This is a genomic window from Domibacillus tundrae (assembly GCF_000970675.1).
Taxonomy (GTDB): domain Bacteria; phylum Bacillota; class Bacilli; order Bacillales; family Domibacillaceae; genus Domibacillus; species Domibacillus tundrae.
In genome coordinates, this window is the sequence record NZ_LAJA01000005.1 from 26,492 (window position 1) to 42,856 (window position 16,365).

Below are 16,365 nucleotides of genomic sequence, written 5' to 3' on the forward strand. Positions count from 1 at the left end.
GAAAATCGGCCGCCTCTCGCCGGGCCGCCGGTTTATTTTCATTTGACTGATCATTTTTTATGAAATTAGGGTATAAAGAGTTTATACAGTTTTTCACAAGCAGATGACAGGAGAGATGAAAATGGAACGAAATCGTACAATGATGCAATTTTTTGAATGGCATTTGCCGGCAGATCAAAAGCACTGGGCAAGACTGGAAGAGCGAGCAAAAGAATTAAAAGATGCGGGCATCGGTGCCGTATGGGTTCCACCGGTGACGAAAGGGCAGTCTGCCGAGGATACTGGTTACGGCGTGTACGACTTATTTGATCTCGGTGAATTTGATCAAAAAGGGACGATTCCAACAAAATATGGAACAAAAGAAGAGCTTGAAGATGCCATTAAAGCCTGTCATGATGCGGGCATTCACGTATATGTCGATGTTGTGATGAATCATAAAGCAGGAGCAGATGAAACAGAAAGATTCGCAGTCGTTGAAGTGGATGAAAATGACCGTAAAAAGGTGATTTCAGAAGAACCATTTGAAATTGAAGGTTGGACTAAGTTTACATTTCCTAGCCGTAAAGGCAAATATTCCGATTTCCACTGGCGTTTTCAGCACTTTAATGGAACAGATTACGATGCGAAAGAAGACCGGACTGGCATTTTCCGTATCGAGGGTGAATATAAAAATTGGAATGATAATGTTGATGATGAATTTGGCAATTACGATTATTTGATGTTTGCCAATATTGACTACCGTCATCCAAGAGTGCGTGAAGAAGTGATTAAATGGGGCAAATGGATGGCAGAAACGCTGGACTGTGATGGTTATCGTTTGGATGCTATTAAACATATTGACCACAACTTTGTGAATGAATTTACAAAAGAAGTAGAAGGTGAACGGGGAGACGACTTCTTTTTTGTTGGTGAATTTTGGGTGGCAGATTTGGAACCATGTGCAAATATGATTGAAGAAACTGATGGCCGCATTCACTTGTTCGATGTGCCCCTTAAATATAATTTATATAGTGCTTCTCAAGAAGGAGCAAAATACGACTTAACGAAAATCTTTGAAGGAACAGTCGTGGAAAATTATCCACAAAATGCTGTTACATTCGTTGATAACCACGATACGCAGCCAGGCGAATCATTAGAATCGTTTTTGGCAGATTGGTTTAAGCAAAGTGCCTATGCATTAACACTGCTTCGCAAAGATGGCTATCCGTGTGTGTTTTATGGGGATTATTACGGCATTGGCGGTGACAACCCGGTCGATGCAAAAAAAGAAGCGATTGATCCGCTGCTGTACAGCCGTTTGCATAAAGCGTATGGTGACCAGGATGATTATTTTGACCATCCAAATACAATCGGCTGGGTACGCCGGGGTGTGGAAGAGATTGAGCGTTCAGGCTGTGCAGTTGTTATTAACAACAGTGAGGAAGGCGGAGAGAAGCACATGTGCGTCGGCGAAGAACGTGCCGGTGAAAAATGGGTGGATATGCTGAATTCCCGCGATGAAATTATTGAAATTGGCAAAGACGGCTGTGCAACTTTTCCTGTTAATGCGGGATCGGTTTCTGTTTGGGCACTTCCAGAAGTTGATGTAGAAGAACCAGATAAGGGAGAAGATCGAAAGCAGGAATTAATGCAGGAATTGATGCTGGAAGTAAAGCAAGAATTAAAAGAGGAAGTAAAACAAGAATTAAAAGAGGAAATAAAAGAAGAATTAGAGCAGGAAATAAAAGAAGAGTTAGGACAGGAAACAACGAAAGAAGCAAAAAAGGAAACAAAGAAAGAAGTGAAGAAAGAACTAAAGAAAGAAGAAGCGAAAAAAAAGAATGAAGAATAAAACGTAAAAGAAAAGGCAGCTCTCGCCTACGTCGAGAGCTGCTTTTTTTGTTATAAACGAAATGAGCTTTTTAATGAAACAATCTGGTTAAAAACTGGTTTGCCAGGCTCTGAATGTTTCGGATCAACGTTAAAGTAGCCATGGCGGAAAAACTGTAATTTTTCCTGCGCGTCAATGTCTTTTAAATTTGGCTCGATGAACCCATTTAATGTTTCTAAAGACTTTTCATTCACGTAATCTAAGAACGTTTTCTCTTCGTCTTCTTCTTCGCTGTCCAAGATAAGCGGCTCGTATAAACGAAATTCGGCAGGAACCGCGTGTAGGGCATCTACCCAGTGAATCGTTCCTTTTACTTTTCGCTCATTAAAGTCTGATCCACTTTTCGTCCGGGGATCGTACGTGCAATGGATTTCAACTACATTTCCTTCTTCATCTTTAATGAAATCTTCACATTTCACAAAGTAAGCATGTTTTAAGCGCACTTCATTGCCAGGGAAAAGACGGAAATATTTTTTTGGAGGCTCTTCCATAAAGTCTTCCTGTTCGATATAAATCTCACGTGAAAATGGAATTTTACGCAAGCCCATTTCCGGATTTTCCGGATTCACTTCCGCATCCAGCCACTCTACTTGACCCTCTGGATAGTTCGTAATGACAAGCTTTAGCGGACGAAGCACACCCATCGTACGCGGCGCTTTCAGTTTCAAATCTTCACGGACAAAATGGTCAAGCATTGCTGAATCAACAACACCAGAACCTTTTGAGACACCCGTTTCTTTGACGAATTCACGAATGGCTTCCGCTGTAAAACCGCGGCGGCGCATACCGGAAATCGTCGGAAGACGTGGATCATCCCAGCCGTCTACATGCTGCTCATCAACAAGCTGCTTTAGCTTCCGTTTACTCATTACAGTGTTGGTAATATTTAAACGGCCAAATTCGATTTGCTGCGGCTGCATCTCCATTTCGCATTCGCGGACAACCCATTCATAAAGCGGCCGATGGTCTTCAAATTCTGTCGTGCACAGAGAATGTGTTACGCCTTCAATTGCATCCTCAAGCGGGTGGGCAAAGTCATACATCGGGTAAATGCACCATGTATCACCTGTATTATGATGAGACGTATGAGACACACGGTATAAAACCGGATCGCGCAAATTTAAATTTGGTGATGTCATATCGATTTTCGCACGAAGCACTTTCGTCCCATCCGCGAATTGACCGTTTTTCATCTGTTCAAACAAATGAACGTTTTCTTCGACAGAACGGCTCCGGTGTGGACTTTCTTTGCCCGGTTCTGTTAATGTGCCGCGATATTCGCGAATTTCGTCAGCAGATAAATCATCGACATAAGCAAGCCCTTTTTTGATAAGAAGTACAGCACGCTTATACATTTCATCAAAGTAATTGGAGGCATAGTGAAGAGCGTCCCACTCATAGCCGAGCCAGGTGACATCTTCTTTAATGGAATCAACATATTCCTGGTCCTCTTTTAATGGGTTTGTATCGTCAAAACGCAAGTTTGTTTTGCCTCCAAAATCGTCCGCAAGCCCGAAGTTGATGACAATTGATTTTGCGTGTCCAATGTGGAGATAACCGTTCGGTTCAGGCGGAAAGCGGGTAATAACATGATCCCGTTTGCCTGTTTCTAAATCTTGCTTAATAATCGTTCGAATAAAATTAGATGATTGTTCCAAGGTGATATCAGCCTTTCTCTGTTAAGGTCATGTATGTTTATTATATTTCACTGACCGCGTGAAAGAAAGGGCTGGACACTATTCTTTCACTTTTGCGGTAAATTTGTCGAACCGTTCTGTCATTACGCCTTCCATTCTTGTCAGCAGGCGCACGATTATAATGGCAGCAAGGGAAAGCGCCGATCCTGGAATCAACTCATATAAAAGATTGGCATAAAAGTCAGCTGCTCATATCCGATACACTGGCAGAAAGCGCCGTTAAAGCAAGATCTAACCCACGGTCTCTGAGCATATAGTCTGTTAAAGCAGCCGGTTTTTTATTCGCAAACGATCCACTAAACAGCATGGCGGCCATGTGAATCACAAATCATCCATTAAGATATCCTTTCTGTTTTTTGAGCGTAACAGTACCCATTAGAAAGAAATGTAAAAAAAAGCTTTCCGGCGTGGAGCCGAAAAGCCTTTTGTTCCTATCATATTAAGCTTTTGCCATTTTATTATTTTTTCTTGAAGCAGCGGCTGTTTTCGCCAGAAATTTCGCGTTTTGCGGAAGTTGCTTCGCTTCATTAACAGTCAATGTAACCGCTTGTTTCGCATGATCAACATCTGCCATAATATGCTCCTGATGAACCTTTAATTCATCCGTTTCCGTTTTAATTTTATCTGTTTCAGTTTGAATACGCTGCTGTGCCGTTTTTAAATGATCCATTTTCGGTTTCATTGATTTAAATGTTTGAAAAGCCGAAATTCCGAGAAAAATAAGTGCACCGACAACAATAGCAAGACTAAGCCATCCAATCCATTCCATAAAAAAACCTCCTGAAAATTCAATGCTTTTTTCTACTTTACCCTGAATCGAAGGAAAAGTAACAGAAAACGTTTTGGAAAACAGCCAAAACGGAAAAAGAAAGGAGAGGTGATTGTATGTTAAAGGAACGGACGAAACTGAAGCTGTCCCGCCATATTTGGATCGTGCCGGGGATCTACAGCATCGGAGCTCTGCTGCTGGCCAGTTTAGTCATTTGGATTGATATATTTCATTATGAAACGGTGAAAAAAGTTGTCCCAAACCGGTTGTTGACGAGCACGTCATTAACGAAAACGATTCTTGGCTCCATCGCTGGCTCGCTGCTGACGATGACATCGATTACGTTCTCAACGCTCATGGTTGTGTTAACTACCTATTCAGGCCAATTTTCACCGCGTATTTTGCAGAATTTTATTCATGATAAAGTGACACTCCGGGTGCTCGGTGTGTTTATGGGCGGATTTGTTTATTCGATGTTTTCATTGCTCTTTATTCGCGAAGTGAACAATGACGATCCAGTTATTTCCGCAGCAGTCGGAGTGTTTGTCGCCTTTATCTGCCTGGTTTTCTTCGCCCATTTCCTGCAGCATGTCGCAAATTCCATTCAAGTAACAAAATTGATTGCCCGTCTTGGGGATGAAGCAGTAGAAGCGATTGAGAAAATCGAAACGTCGGGTGAACGTGTAGATGTACGGCCCGATGTGCTGAAAGTGGAACCGGATCTGCTCATTTCTGGAAAAAGAGGGTATATACAGTTGTACGAAACAGAAAAGCTTTTGGCGATCGCCGAAAAAAATGAATGTGTCATTGAATTGATCGAGCCGATTGGCGCGTTTGTCACGAAAAAAACTCCGATTGTAAAGCTGTATCGAAGGCATTCGTTTTCTGAAGATGTTCGTGAATATATAAAGGTCGGGGAAGAGCGGATACATGCACAGGATGTAGAATTTGCGATCCAAAAGCTGGCTGAAATTACACTTCGAGCTTTGGCGCCGGGGGCAAATGATCCAAATACGGCAATCGAAGGTATTCGTCATATTGGAATGGCGCTTGAAGAAGCGAGTCGTCTGGACGGAAAGTATGTCGTTTTTCGAGATCGGCTGATCGTTCCGCAGCGGCCGTTTGAAGATATTCTGTACGAAACGTTTTACGAAATTTGTTATTCAGGGCGGGATCGCGTCTCGGTGCTTCTAGCTGTTTTTGATGCACTGCAAATGATCTCACGTGATAATACCCCGGCAATTGGAGAAAAGGTCCGCCATTTCGGTGACTATGTCCGGGCAAAAGTAGAGGAGGATATTTTAAATGAGACAGACCGGCGAAAGATTACCGAACGATTCGAACAGCTATAAGCCGGTTGGCGAAGCTTTTTTTAAATTGCCGACACTCACACTGGCGCGCAATTTACTTGGATGTCTTCTTGTAAAGGAAACGGAAGAGGGCATTGCTTCCGGTTATATTGTGGAAACGGAAGCATACCGGGGACCGCTTGATCAGGCTGCTCACAGCTATAACAACAGACGGACGAAGCGTACTGAAGTGATGTTTGGAGAAGCAGGCCGTGTGTACACATATTTAATGCATACACATTGCCTAGTCAACGTCGTCAGCGGGGAAGCAGGAGTGCCGGAAGCCATACTTATCCGGGCGGTTGAACCGTGTGACGGAATTGATTTGATGATTGAGCGACGGGGCAGCATGACGATGAAAAATTTAACGAGTGGTCCAGGCAAGCTGACGAAAGCACTCGGTATTCATATGACTGATTATGGCAGACGATTTGATGAGCCGCCTATATACATTGCGCCAGGGTTTGCGCCCGAAAAAATTGTAACAGGTCCCCGGATTGGTATTCCAAATAGCGGCGAAGCAAAAAACTACCCGTGGCGGTTTTGGGTAGCCGGCAATCCGTACGTATCGAAATAAAAAGCAGCGGCTGCTCAGCCTAGCCGCTGCTTTCAGAGTGTAAACAAATAAGTATTTCTTTGCTCTCTACAGTGAAAGGAAGAGGAGAGAGGTTTCGTTTGTTGCTTTTAAACGAGCCAGTCTGAGCTGGTTCATGTGAATGACCTTATGCAATAAAAAGGAAACATCCCCTATGCCCTCTGCCCGTGGAAAGCGAAGTCCGGCTGGCTTCACCTATCGGCTCTTTTCAAAAAAGCTGCCGACTTTGTCGACAGCCTGAAAGAAGCGGCTAATTGGCTGCTTCTTTTATTTTGGGTATTTTTTTTCGCTGGATGATGAATCTTTTGTTTTGTGCTTGTCTTTTTCATCACGCTGTTCGATTTTTAAATCCTCTAACGGAATGGCATCAACGTTTTGTTCTTCTTCAAATTTGTCATACAAGCTTTCTTTATCTGTATCGATTTGTTCAGGATTATCCATTTTTCCCTGATCAAGCTTTTTATCCATATAAATCACTCCTAAAAAATTGTTTTCTGTACTGTAACCTTATTTTGTCATTGTTAAACATCTGAAAAAAATGGATAATAGATAAAAACGAAGAAGGAGCTTTTATGTCGACACAACCAGTCTTTTTATCATCATTACAGCCATTTTTACAGGAATCTTGGGAGAAAGCGGGCTTTAAACAGGCGATGCCTGTTCAGGAAGAAGCCATTCCATTTTTATTGAACGGACGTGACGTGATCGCGGAATCACCGACAGGAACAGGTAAAACATTGGCTTACGTTTTACCAATGCTTCAGAAAATAGACCCGAAGCGCAATCAAGTCCAGGCGATTGTGATGGCATCATCACGCGAGCTCATTATGCAAATTCAAGAAGAAATCCGCACATTTGGCGGGGGTATCATTACATCTGCGGGCATGATCGGCGGCGCAAATATTAAACGCCAGACGGACCGGCTGAAAAAGCCGCCGCACATCATTTGTGGAACGCCGGGACGGCTGCTTGAACTTATTCAAATGAAAAAATTGAAAATGCATGAAGTAAAATTAATCGTGCTCGATGAAGGAGACGAATTGTTTAGAACGGCTCTTTTAGAACCGGTTCAATCGATTATTAAAGCAACGCAAAAAGACCGGCAGCTCGCACTTTTTTCGGCAACGCTTCCCGCTGCCGCAGAGCTAAAAGCGAAAGAGCTCATGAATGATCCGGAAATAATTCAAATTAAAAAAGAAAGCATGCCGCAGGAAGGGACGGTCCGTCATCTTTACTTCACGTGCGAATGGAAAGAAAAGCAGCAAATGATTGAAAAAGTGATGCGCACCTTTGAACCGGAGCGCATGCTTGCATTTATTAAAGATATTACCGATGTAAACGTTATGTCGGAGAAGCTATCATTTAAAGGGGTAAAAAACGGTGTTTTGCATAGTGAACTCCGTAAAGAAGAACGTCTGAAAGCAATTCGTGATTTCCGAAGTGGAAAAGCACCATTGCTGTTTGCGACAGATGTAGCTGCGCGGGGGCTTGATGTTAAAGGATTAACACATGTGCTTCACTTTGAAGCGCCGCACAATTTACGCGAGTACACACACCGCTCCGGCAGAACTGGACGTGCTGGCGGAGACGGAACCGTGATTACCCTTATTACGAGTGAATTTCAAGAAAAAGAACTGAAAAAAATTGCCCGCCAAATGGGCGTAGAACTCGAGAAATATGAATTTTTCAAGGGAAAAGCATTTCCGGTGAATAAATAAGCAAAAAGGAGACAGCAGTCATGCCGTCTCCTTTTTTTCATATAAACAATTCCAATCGGTATGAAGCTTTTGATTCAAGCAAAGGCCCGGTTTTGATCGGAATCGGCTCTTGAAACAACGGACCATTATACACAAACGTATGATATTCACCATTTTCACCCATGGGACAGCAATCTGTTTGGGCGATGTCTTCCGCAAACGACGCGTTAAGTACCATTCCGAGGTATCGTGGGGCGAGCATATCTTTTCGCACGCGGATGACCATCGCTTTATAACCGGTCAAAATAAATTCTTCTAACATTTGGGCTGCTTTATCGGGTTCACCGCGCAGGGGAAAGATCGCTTTCAACCCCACAGCCAGGGCTGTATTTTCTCCCCATTCAAAATGGGCGTCTGTGTAAATGTCACCGTACGCGATGCCGTCTAGTGAAAAAGATTCCTTCAGCATCTTCAAATCTTGAATAAAGTCTTCAGTATAATGATCGTAACGGCAGCGGATAAAATGAACAGGAAGACCAAGCGCTTTTCCCTGCGCTTCAATGAGCTCCATTTTTTCATTATGCCCAAATGTCCGTCCTGTTTCGATTGGCGCTGTCGTGATAAGACAGGCAACGTCCATTTGCTGTTTTTTCATCTTATGCAAAACCATCATGCAGTCTTTGCCGCCGCTCCACGATAACGCAAATCGTTTTGTTGTTCCCATTAAAAGACCTTCGTTGTCCACGATTCGCCGTTCCAAATGCCTGTCACAATGTCCTGGTAAAATTCAGGTTCATGGGAAATAAGCAAAACGCTGCCTTTATAGTCTTTTAGAGCACGCTTTAGTTCGTCTTTCGCATCGACATCCAAATGGTTCGTCGGCTCATCGAGTACGAGAATATTGGATTCCTGATTAATCAATTTGCACAGGCGGACTTTGGCTTTTTCGCCGCCGCTTAAGACAGATACTTTGCTTTCGATATGTTTCGTTGTTAAGCCGCATTTTGCAAGCGCCGCCCGAATTTCATACTGCGTAAAAGACGGAAATTCAGTCCACATTTCTTCAATGCATGTATTTTTATTATTGACTTTTATTTCCTGCTGGAAGTAGCCGATCAACAAATTTTCACCGCGCTCAACGATGCCGGAAACAGGCTTGATTTCGCCGAGCAGGCTTTTCAGCAATGTTGTTTTCCCGATGCCGTTTGCGCCGGTCAAGGCAATTTTTTGTCCGCGTTCCATCTGTAAGTTTAATGGACGTGATAGCGGCTCATCGTACCCAATAACAAGATCACGTGCTTCAAAAATAAGCTTGCTTGGCGTCCGGCCTTCTTTAAACCGAAACTCTGGTTTTGGCCGTTCAGATGAAATTTCAATAATATCCATTTTATCGAGCTTTTTTTGGCGGGACATCGCCATATTACTCGTTGAGGCACGCGCTTTGTTGCGGGCGACGAAATCTTTCAAGCCGGCAATCTCCTGCTGCTGCTTTTTAAAAGCTGCTTCCTGCTGCTGTTTTTTCATTTCGTGTACTCTCAAAAATTCATCATACGTACTGGCGTAGCGGGTTAATTCCTGGTTTTCCATATGATAAATTAAAGTGACCACTTCGTTTAAAAAGGGAATATCGTGTGAAATTAGGACAAAGGCATTTTCATATTCCTTTAAGTAGCGCTTCAGCCATACAATGTGTTGTTCGTCTAAATAGTTTGTCGGCTCATCCAAAAGTAAAATATCCGGCTTTTCAAGAAGCAGTTTTGCAAGCAATACTTTCGTCCGCTGTCCGCCGCTCAAGTCGTGCACATCGCGCTCAAGGCCAATTTCATCAAGGCCGAGTCCACGCGCCGTTTCTTCAATTTTGGTATCGAGAATGTAAAAATCGTTGTTCGTTAATAAATCCTGCATTGTTCCAGTTTCTTCAAGAAGCTTTTCCAGCTCCTCCGGCGTTACATCGGCCATTTGGCCAAACAGTTCATTCATGTTTGTTTCGATATCGAATAAATATTGAAAAGCCGTCCGAAGCACATCACGAATCGTCATGCCGGTCTTGAGCACGGCATGCTGGTCCAAGTAGCCGACACGGACATTTTTCGACCATTCCACTTTTCCTTCATCCGGCTGCAGCTGCCCGGTAATAATATTCATAAAGGTTGACTTGCCTTCACCGTTTGCGCCAATAAGTCCGATATGTTCGCCTTTCAGCAGTCGGAACGAGACGTCGTTAAAAATCACGCGGTCGCCAAAGCCGTGGCTCAGGCGGCTTACTGATAAAATACTCATGTAAGATAAAAACTCCTTGTTCTTTTTTGATCATTATATCATTCCCCTAAAAAAACGGGGCAAAACTGTTAAACAGGCGGTACTCATTATAGAATAAAGGTATGAAGAAATTCGGGAGGGATTGTGGATGCAGGAAAAGCAGGAAATCAACGTGATCGGGACGAACCTTCAATGGGACCGAACGAACGGATCATTTCAGTTTGAAGGGGCGGATGTTGTTCTTTTTTGGACAAAAACGGCACTGAAAACATTCATTGATACAATCGAAGAAGTAACAGGTACGGAACCTGCCCGGATCGTAATGGAAACAGCGGGCTACCGGACAGGGAAAATTGTCAGCGGTTTTTATAAAGAAATCGGAGAAGAAACAGAAGATGTGCTTGCGTTATTGCCAAATATTTATGCGGCGGCAGGATGGGGAGCGATTGAATTCAAGCAGCTTTGCTTAACGGAACGCCGCGCCATCTTGTCTATTCGAAACGACTGGGAAAGCAAAGTCGTGCGTGCGCAAGGGAAAGAAAGCCCCGGCACGTTTTTAGGCGGTCATTGGGCAGGACTGCTCAGCGGCCTGCTTGAAGAAACGATTTGGTATAAAGTAACAGAATATACGTCGACAGAATATACGTCGACAGATGAAGGATCTTATAAAGAAATTGAATTATATCCGTCTCCAATGACACCATCAGAAAATGTCCGGGAGCACATTCAGACGCAAGAGCAGCAAACAATTACGCAGCTTGAGGCGATGGTGGAAAATCGCACAATCGAACTGCGTAAAATGATTCGTGAGTTGTCCTCGCCGGTTATTCCGGTGCTGGACGGTATTCTCGTGACGCCAGTCATGGGCCGGTTTGATCAGGAACGGTCGGATGATTTTACGGAAAAAGCGCTGCAGGCGATTGTTGATCATAAAGCAAGCATGCTTATTCTGGATGTCACCGGTATTAAAGCGATGAACAATTTAATTTTGAGTACGCTTGAAAAAGTGACGCAGTCCGTACAGCTGATCGGAGCTGTCCCGATCATTGCCGGCATTTCACCGGAACTTGGCATGGAAATGGCCTCAAAAGGCATTTATTTGAATAATTTAAAATGCTTTGCGACATTAAAGCATGCCATTCATTATGCGATTGCGCTTGAAGGCATACAGATTGTGAAAAAGGAAGACAAATAATTTCATAAAATTTAGTGCAATTTGGTATGATAAAAGAAAATACGGGTATAGAAAACAACAACTTTTTTGCCCCAGGAGGTGAGGGGAAAAAGCAGCCAAGCTGCTTTTTCCACATTTTGATAGCTGTCAATTTATTGTTATTTGCTTTACTTATCGTGTTAACTGGTTTTTTCGTTGCGACGGAATTTGCCATCATTCGTGTGCGCCAGTCACGTATTAATCAGCTCGTTGAAGAAGGAAACAAACGGGCGATTGCAGCACAAAAAGTAACATCTAATCTGGATGAATACTTATCCGCCTGCCAGCTTGGAATCACCATTACTGCGCTTGGTCTCGGTTGGCTGGGTGAACCGACAGTCGAGAAAATTTTGCATCCGGTCTTTGAACGGTTCGAGATTGCCTCATCTGTTTCGAGCATTTTATCATTTGTGATTGCGTTTTCTGTCGTGACATTCCTGCACGTGGTTGTCGGGGAGCTCGCACCGAAAACGGTCGCTATTCAAAAAGCAGAGTGGGTCACATTAACATTTTCGCCGCTCATTATCATTTTTGATAAAATTATGTATCCGATTATTAAAGCGCTCAACGGCTCTGCACGTGGGCTTGTCGGACTCTTCGGCTTAAAGCCGGCGTCTGAGCACGAGATGGCCCATTCGGAGGAAGAGCTGCGCATCATTTTATCCGAAAGTTTCAAGAGCGGAGAAATCAACCAGTCTGAATACAAATATGTTGATCGTATCTTTGAATTTGACGAGCGCGTGGCCAAAGAAATTATGGTGCCGCGTACCGATATGATTACGTTGTCAAAAGATTTAACGTGGGATGAAATTACATCAATCATTGAAATTGAGAAATACACACGCTATCCGGTTGATGATGGGGATAAAGATAATATTCTCGGCATGGTCAACATGAAAGAACTGCTGTCGTATTATTTAAGCCGTGACAGCGACCGGAGCCGCCCGCTTGAAGAATTCGTCAAGCCGGTGATCCGGGTGATTGAAACGATTCCCATTCATGACCTTCTATTGAAAATGCAAAAAGAACGTATTCATATGGCAGTGTTAATGGACGAGTATGGCGGCACGTCCGGACTTGTGACCGTTGAAGACATTTTGGAAGAAATCGTCGGTGAAATTCGAGATGAATTTGATACGGATGAAAAACCAGAAGTTCAAAAACTCGGCGAGAAGCATTATTTGCTGAATGCCCGCCTGCTTATTTCGGAAGTAAATGACTTGCTTGGCACGGATCTGTCGGATGAAGAAGTCGATACACTCGGCGGCTGGGCGCTCACAGAAAACATTGATGTGAAGCTCGGTGATTCGATTGAACAGGATGGCTATGAATTTATTATCCGCGATGCAGAAGGCCATCATATTCATGAGATTGAAGTAAAAAAAACGAAGCCGAAAGAAGAAGTGGCAGCTGAGGGTGATTAACGAAAAGAGTCTGCGGTTTATCGCAGACTCTTTTTTGAAATTCAAATTGACGCAGCTAAACTACTGATTCATTCAATAAAGTGCTTAGAATTAGCGGCTTCTTCATTGCTGATTGTTTTAAGCTGCCATTTAATCGTTTTTCTTATGATGTTAATACCCCGTTGGAATATTCTTTCTATTCACTTTTATCATAAGCAATGTGAAAGAAGACGTTTTTTCTTTCACATTTTAACAGCGAAAAAGCGCCCGCAGCTGATTCATTCAGTTGCGGGCGCTTGAAATATTAATCTAGTGTTTTAGAGCCGATATAACGTTTGCTCCAATAGGAATTGGATGTTTTATCAATTGTTACGCCTTTAGAAGAAGACGCGTGGATAAATTGATTATCACCAAGGTAGATGCCGACGTGTGAAGCACCTTTTTTATATGTTGTAAAGAACATTAAGTCGCCTGGCTCCATATTTGCTTTCGAAACGGCTTGTCCTTTTTTATACATTTCAGCAGCAGTACGGGGAAGTGAGTAGCCTGTTTGCTTATGGGCATATTGGATAAAGCCCGAGCAATCAAACCCTGCTGGTGTTGTGCCGCCAAATTTATAAGGTGTGCTAATATGTTCTTTTGCTTCCGCAATCGCTGCATCTGCGGAGTAAGCTGCTTTTGTTTCTTGTGCCGGCAACAGTCCGCCGAACATCATGAAACAAATACTGAAAATCATAAATAATCCTTTTTTCAATGTAGTCCCTCCGGTCTGCTTTACCGCTTCTAAACGGGTTGTATATATGAACTTATATAAATATATCAGAAAATTTGGGTTATTGAGTTACAGTTCCATGTGTTTCACATTACAGTTTCATGACAAAAACCGCCCGGGGACATCCCGGACGGTTCATTAACGTAACGTTTCTAGAATCGCATCGCCATTTTGGGCAATACGGACGATCGCATGTGTTTTTTCTTCCCATTCTGTTCCGGTGTTTTCAGGGATGAAGAAATGCTCGATCCCGAGCGTTAACGTCCCGTATTGGCCTTTTCCTTTCAGGAAGAGCTCTTTTTTTATACCCGCTTCAACAAATTCTTCTGCTTTATAAACTGGGATTTTCTGGCCATTATATTCAATCGAGGTGGAAGAAGGCTTCAAGATGACATCGATTTTCCCCTCGGGCGGAGCTGTTGAGCTGTTTAAAAATTGGTCATTGTAATCAGCCTGAACGTCGTACCCCAGCTGAACATAATCTCCTTGAATAAAAGAACGCGGATCAACAGGCGCCAGCTCCAGTGCTGCGATTTCCCCATTTTGGATAAGCTGTTCTTTTTGCCACGCGGTTACTAGCACGAAAGCAGATTGCAGTACGAGGATAGCTGCAAACAAACCGGCACTCCATTTTTTCACAGAAACAGGAGTGGTATGCTTTCGTCCCCACACAAACCAGATTGTGAAAAAGAGAACGCTGATCAGCAAAAACGTAAGTGATTTATGCAAAAGCAGCCAGGCGTATTCGTAATACTTCCAAATGAAAAATCCGATAAAAGCTGCCCAGACCGGCCAGCGGTACAGCCGCGTCTCAAGAATAGGCTTAAACAGGTGCCAAAAAATGCAGACGAGAAAAGCGGCATGCAGGAGCAAAGAATCCCAGCCTTTTTCCGTTAACGAATAAAGCGCAAAGACGAGTGACAGCCAAAAAGCAGAGAGGCCAATTGGAAGGTTCTTTAATAAAAGAAACACAACGGCATTGCCAGCTGCGGCTGAAAATAAAACCCACGTACTAATGGAAAGAGACACATGGTTTTCGGAAAGCAAATGAAGAATGCCATAAAGAAGAGATGCATTCGCTGCCGTATAATACAAAATGGCTTCTTTCTTTTTAAACAGCAGCACTGTCAGCAAAACCAACGGAGTGGTGATAAAGAATGCTGGCCATACGTGCGGCCATTCCGAAATAATATAAGAAAACAAAAAAACAATTCCAGTAATTTGTAGGGTCATGCGGACGACTAACCATGCTTCTTTTTTCACGGCAAGGCCGACACTAACACACAGCACTGCCAAAACAAGAAAGCTGAGCGAAAAATTACCGCTGAATCCAAAAATCATCCCGACAAACGAACTGAGGGAGAACACGGCGATCAGCGTTCCAATAAAAGCGAGCACACCGGTAAAAAAAGTCACCATGTATCTTGCCCATTTCCGGTCGTGTCCGGCAGAGGACAGCTTAATCTTTCGCAGGCCGATAATGCTGAAGGCGAAAAGCAGCAGCAGCATAGGGAAACCGGTGTAGAAAATAAATTCACCAATTAATTGAAACGTCATGTAAAAGACGTTCGGAACAACGTATAAACCAAAAAATAAAAGATGAACGGCCAGATCAAACGGATGACTTTTTGGCGCATTCATAAAAGCTCTCCAAAAAATTACTATAAATGCAATATACAGGATATGAAGAAGAATAAAGACAGCGCGATAATCCATTTCGCTTGCAAACGTGTCGTACAGCATATGCTTATTCAGCAAATAAACAGCACAGCTTTGCATGACAATGAGAGAAACAAATGAAAGTTTTTGCTCTTGAACTTTGCGCCAAAAAACGTAGATGGCTCCGTGGAGGACAATCGCTCCGAAATAAATGAGCAGCTGTTCGCCGTCTGTATACGTAAGAAATGTACTAGTCGGATAAAGCTTGAGCCAAAATGTCAGTTCAAACAGGAAAAACGACAGCCAGTAAAGCGGACGGTAGCGGGTAAAGACTGCCAGTAATACGGATGGAATAAGCGTAACAAGAAATAAAATGTACGAATCCGCATGTGAATTGTACATTTGCCCGAGGAGTGCCGTCGCGACCGCAAAAGCGATGACAGATAAGAAAAGCCACCAATTGCTAAGATACGCAAACGTATGGCTGCGCCGATAAAAAAAGGCTCCGGACGCACAAAGGAGTAAAATCGACATACACAGCCCAATTTTTACCGGACGATCAAAGCCGGGCCAGTTGGAGGCAAAAAAGTATACAACCGCAGCGATGAAAAAAATGAGTCCGAGTAAATACGGAATATCCCTCCGTTTTTGCGTAATCATCCTATAACCCCCTCCTACTTTTTCTGTAGTATAAGTATACTATCTTTCTAGAAAAGAAGAGAGCAGAACGGCAACAGAAGCGGTAATTGCTGCATATGCAGCTAATGGTTCGCCATCCCAGTTTTGGACAGCAATGCCGGTAAGCCTCTAAACGAAAACGAACGGGTACGTGCGGTCGTCGTGTGAAAGCTGGTGGAGTGAAGAGCACTATTAATTTATCGGAAATTTCACCAGTTGTCTGCCCGTTCAATGGCAGAGCATTCGCCAGGCCATTCACTGAAATGACAAATATAAGAGTCAAAAGATGAATCCAAGAAATTCACAGAAAATCGCTCCCTTTTTCTTTCTGTTCCCTTTAAAAGCTATGCACTAACACTTGTCCTTTTTCTGATTGCTATTTCGAAATAATTTATTTGATTGTG

The 16,365-nt window shown here is 43.2% G+C and carries 13 protein-coding genes and 2 pseudogenes; 6 read left to right on the top strand and 9 right to left on the bottom strand.

Annotated elements, in window-relative coordinates; genetic code table 11:
• Positions 1-121: 121 nt before the first annotated feature.
• Positions 122-1,579 (top strand): annotated as a pseudogene (locus VQ00_RS06640) (alpha-amylase); the annotation flags it as partial.
• Positions 1,580-1,881: 302 nt separating this feature from the next.
• On the opposite strand, the gene VQ00_RS06645 reads toward VQ00_RS06640, so the two are convergent.
• The 3 genes from VQ00_RS06645 to VQ00_RS06650 form a co-directional block, all read right to left on the bottom strand.
• Positions 1,882-3,528 (bottom strand): glutamine--tRNA ligase/YqeY domain fusion protein, encoded by a 1,647-nt coding sequence (locus VQ00_RS06645; RefSeq protein ID WP_046179374.1) that lies wholly within the window; start codon positions 3,526-3,528, stop codon positions 1,882-1,884.
• Positions 3,529-3,748: 220 nt separating this feature from the next.
• Positions 3,749-3,892 carry a hypothetical protein gene (locus VQ00_RS18505; RefSeq protein ID WP_156153995.1) on the bottom strand — a complete coding sequence of 48 codons (144 nt, stop codon included), beginning with the start codon at positions 3,890-3,892 and terminating at the stop codon, positions 3,749-3,751.
• 114 nt (positions 3,893-4,006) lie between these two features.
• Positions 4,007-4,336: a DUF948 domain-containing protein gene (locus tag VQ00_RS06650; RefSeq protein WP_046179375.1), complete on the bottom strand. Its 330-nt coding sequence runs from the start codon at positions 4,334-4,336 to the stop codon at positions 4,007-4,009.
• A 116-nt stretch (positions 4,337-4,452) separates the two neighbouring features.
• Between VQ00_RS06650 and VQ00_RS06655 the strand changes: the two genes are divergently transcribed.
• Both VQ00_RS06655 and VQ00_RS06660 read left to right on the top strand, forming a co-directional pair.
• The gene (locus VQ00_RS06655) at positions 4,453-5,688 is read left to right on the top strand and encodes a DUF2254 domain-containing protein (protein ID WP_052728393.1); all 1,236 of its coding nucleotides are present in this window, start codon (positions 4,453-4,455) and stop codon (positions 5,686-5,688) included.
• On the top strand, positions 5,642-6,262 hold the full coding sequence (locus tag VQ00_RS06660) for a DNA-3-methyladenine glycosylase (RefSeq protein ID WP_046179376.1): 621 nt from the start codon (positions 5,642-5,644) through the stop codon (positions 6,260-6,262). Before VQ00_RS06655 ends, VQ00_RS06660 begins: the two co-directional genes overlap by 47 nt.
• Positions 6,263-6,547: 285 nt before the next feature.
• Here VQ00_RS06660 and VQ00_RS06665 read toward each other — a convergent pair whose 3' ends face one another.
• Positions 6,548-6,748 carry a hypothetical protein gene (locus tag VQ00_RS06665; RefSeq protein ID WP_046179377.1) on the bottom strand — a complete coding sequence of 67 codons (201 nt, stop codon included), beginning with the start codon at positions 6,746-6,748 and terminating at the stop codon, positions 6,548-6,550.
• Between the two features lie 104 nt (positions 6,749-6,852).
• On the opposite strand from VQ00_RS06665, the gene VQ00_RS06670 reads away from it, so the two are divergent.
• Positions 6,853-7,998 (top strand): DEAD/DEAH box helicase, encoded by a 1,146-nt coding sequence (locus VQ00_RS06670; protein ID WP_046179378.1) that lies wholly within the window; start codon positions 6,853-6,855, stop codon positions 7,996-7,998.
• A 37-nt stretch (positions 7,999-8,035) separates the two neighbouring features.
• Here the strand turns inward: VQ00_RS06670 and VQ00_RS06675 are convergent, their stop codons facing one another.
• The gene (locus VQ00_RS06675; RefSeq protein WP_046179379.1) at positions 8,036-8,701 is read right to left on the bottom strand and encodes a Dph6-related ATP pyrophosphatase; all 666 of its coding nucleotides are present in this window, start codon (positions 8,699-8,701) and stop codon (positions 8,036-8,038) included.
• Complete coding sequence (locus VQ00_RS06680) at positions 8,701-10,257, bottom strand: ABC-F family ATP-binding cassette domain-containing protein (protein ID WP_046179380.1); 1,557 nt, start codon at positions 10,255-10,257, stop codon at positions 8,701-8,703. The genes VQ00_RS06675 and VQ00_RS06680 overlap by 1 nt, the downstream gene beginning before the upstream one ends.
• A 127-nt stretch (positions 10,258-10,384) precedes the next feature.
• On the opposite strand from VQ00_RS06680, the gene VQ00_RS06685 reads away from it, so the two are divergent.
• A complete protein-coding gene (locus VQ00_RS06685; RefSeq protein ID WP_046179381.1) occupies positions 10,385-11,431 on the top strand; it encodes an STAS domain-containing protein in 1,047 nt (348 codons plus the stop codon).
• A gap of 116 nt (positions 11,432-11,547) precedes the next feature.
• Positions 11,548-12,873, top strand: a complete 1,326-nt coding sequence (locus tag VQ00_RS06690) for a hemolysin family protein (protein ID WP_046179441.1) — start codon at positions 11,548-11,550, stop codon at positions 12,871-12,873.
• Between the two features lie 283 nt (positions 12,874-13,156).
• Here the strand turns inward: VQ00_RS06690 and VQ00_RS06695 are convergent, their stop codons facing one another.
• The 3 genes and pseudogenes from VQ00_RS06695 to VQ00_RS19500 all read right to left on the bottom strand — a co-directional run.
• Positions 13,157-13,567 (bottom strand): C40 family peptidase, encoded by a 411-nt coding sequence (locus VQ00_RS06695; RefSeq protein ID WP_375143361.1) that lies wholly within the window; start codon positions 13,565-13,567, stop codon positions 13,157-13,159.
• Between the two features lie 195 nt (positions 13,568-13,762).
• Positions 13,763-15,943 (bottom strand): GDYXXLXY domain-containing protein, encoded by a 2,181-nt coding sequence (locus VQ00_RS06700; RefSeq protein WP_046179382.1) that lies wholly within the window; start codon positions 15,941-15,943, stop codon positions 13,763-13,765.
• A gap of 184 nt (positions 15,944-16,127) precedes the next feature.
• Positions 16,128-16,262 (bottom strand): annotated as a pseudogene (locus VQ00_RS19500) (tryptophan-rich sensory protein); the annotation flags it as partial.
• Positions 16,263-16,365: the final 103 nt, after the last annotated feature.

What these genes read in the sequence shown, in the direction of transcription:
- VQ00_RS06675 (WP_046179379.1), bottom strand. Translation starts at nt 8,701, where the DNA reads ATGGGAACAACAAAACGATTTGCGTTATCGTGGAGCGGCGGCAAAGAC.
- VQ00_RS06665 (WP_046179377.1), bottom strand. Translation starts at nt 6,748, where the DNA reads ATGGATAAAAAGCTTGATCAGGGAAAAATGGATAATCCTGAACAAATC.
- VQ00_RS06660 (WP_046179376.1), top strand. Translation starts at nt 5,642, where the DNA reads ATGAGACAGACCGGCGAAAGATTACCGAACGATTCGAACAGCTATAAG.
- VQ00_RS06695 (WP_375143361.1), bottom strand. Translation starts at nt 13,567, where the DNA reads ATGATGTTCGGCGGACTGTTGCCGGCACAAGAAACAAAAGCAGCTTAC.
- VQ00_RS06650 (WP_046179375.1), bottom strand. Translation starts at nt 4,336, where the DNA reads ATGGAATGGATTGGATGGCTTAGTCTTGCTATTGTTGTCGGTGCACTT.
- VQ00_RS06680 (WP_046179380.1), bottom strand. Translation starts at nt 10,257, where the DNA reads ATGAGTATTTTATCAGTAAGCCGCCTGAGCCACGGCTTTGGCGACCGC.
- VQ00_RS06685 (WP_046179381.1), top strand. Translation starts at nt 10,385, where the DNA reads ATGCAGGAAAAGCAGGAAATCAACGTGATCGGGACGAACCTTCAATGG.
- VQ00_RS06655 (WP_052728393.1), top strand. Translation starts at nt 4,453, where the DNA reads ATGTTAAAGGAACGGACGAAACTGAAGCTGTCCCGCCATATTTGGATC.
- VQ00_RS06700 (WP_046179382.1), bottom strand. Translation starts at nt 15,943, where the DNA reads ATGATTACGCAAAAACGGAGGGATATTCCGTATTTACTCGGACTCATT.
- VQ00_RS06670 (WP_046179378.1), top strand. Translation starts at nt 6,853, where the DNA reads ATGTCGACACAACCAGTCTTTTTATCATCATTACAGCCATTTTTACAG.